1 protein-coding gene is annotated in these 255 nt (G+C 64.3%); it reads left to right on the forward strand.

The genetic code is table 11. The annotated features are described in order from the left end of the window. Nucleotides 1-100 precede the first annotated feature (100 nt). The coding region (locus RNC47_RS37490) for a helix-turn-helix domain-containing protein (RefSeq protein ID WP_311605357.1) at nt 101-255 on the forward strand (155 nt) is incomplete at its 3' end.

Below are 255 nucleotides of genomic sequence, written 5' to 3' on the forward strand. Positions count from 1 at the left end.
GTGTATTGATCACGAGCGTTGTTGACACTGGCCGGTCTTGATCGTGGCGAAGACCTCCGGTGTGGTGGAGGTGTCGAGTCTTCACCGCGCGGAGGTCTTCGTGTCCCACCGTAATGCCCGGCTGACCATTCATGGCAGGCGGCTGTTGGTCGAACGTGTCCGCTCTGGCCGTCCGGTCGCTCACGTCGCGGCGGAAATGGGCGTGTCCCGGACCACGGCTCACAAGTGGGTCCGCCGCTGGCAGACGGAAGGCGA

It is taken from the genome of Streptomyces millisiae (assembly GCF_031845425.1).
In the GTDB taxonomy this organism is placed as follows: Bacteria; Actinomycetota; Actinomycetes; order Streptomycetales; family Streptomycetaceae; genus Streptomyces; species Streptomyces millisiae.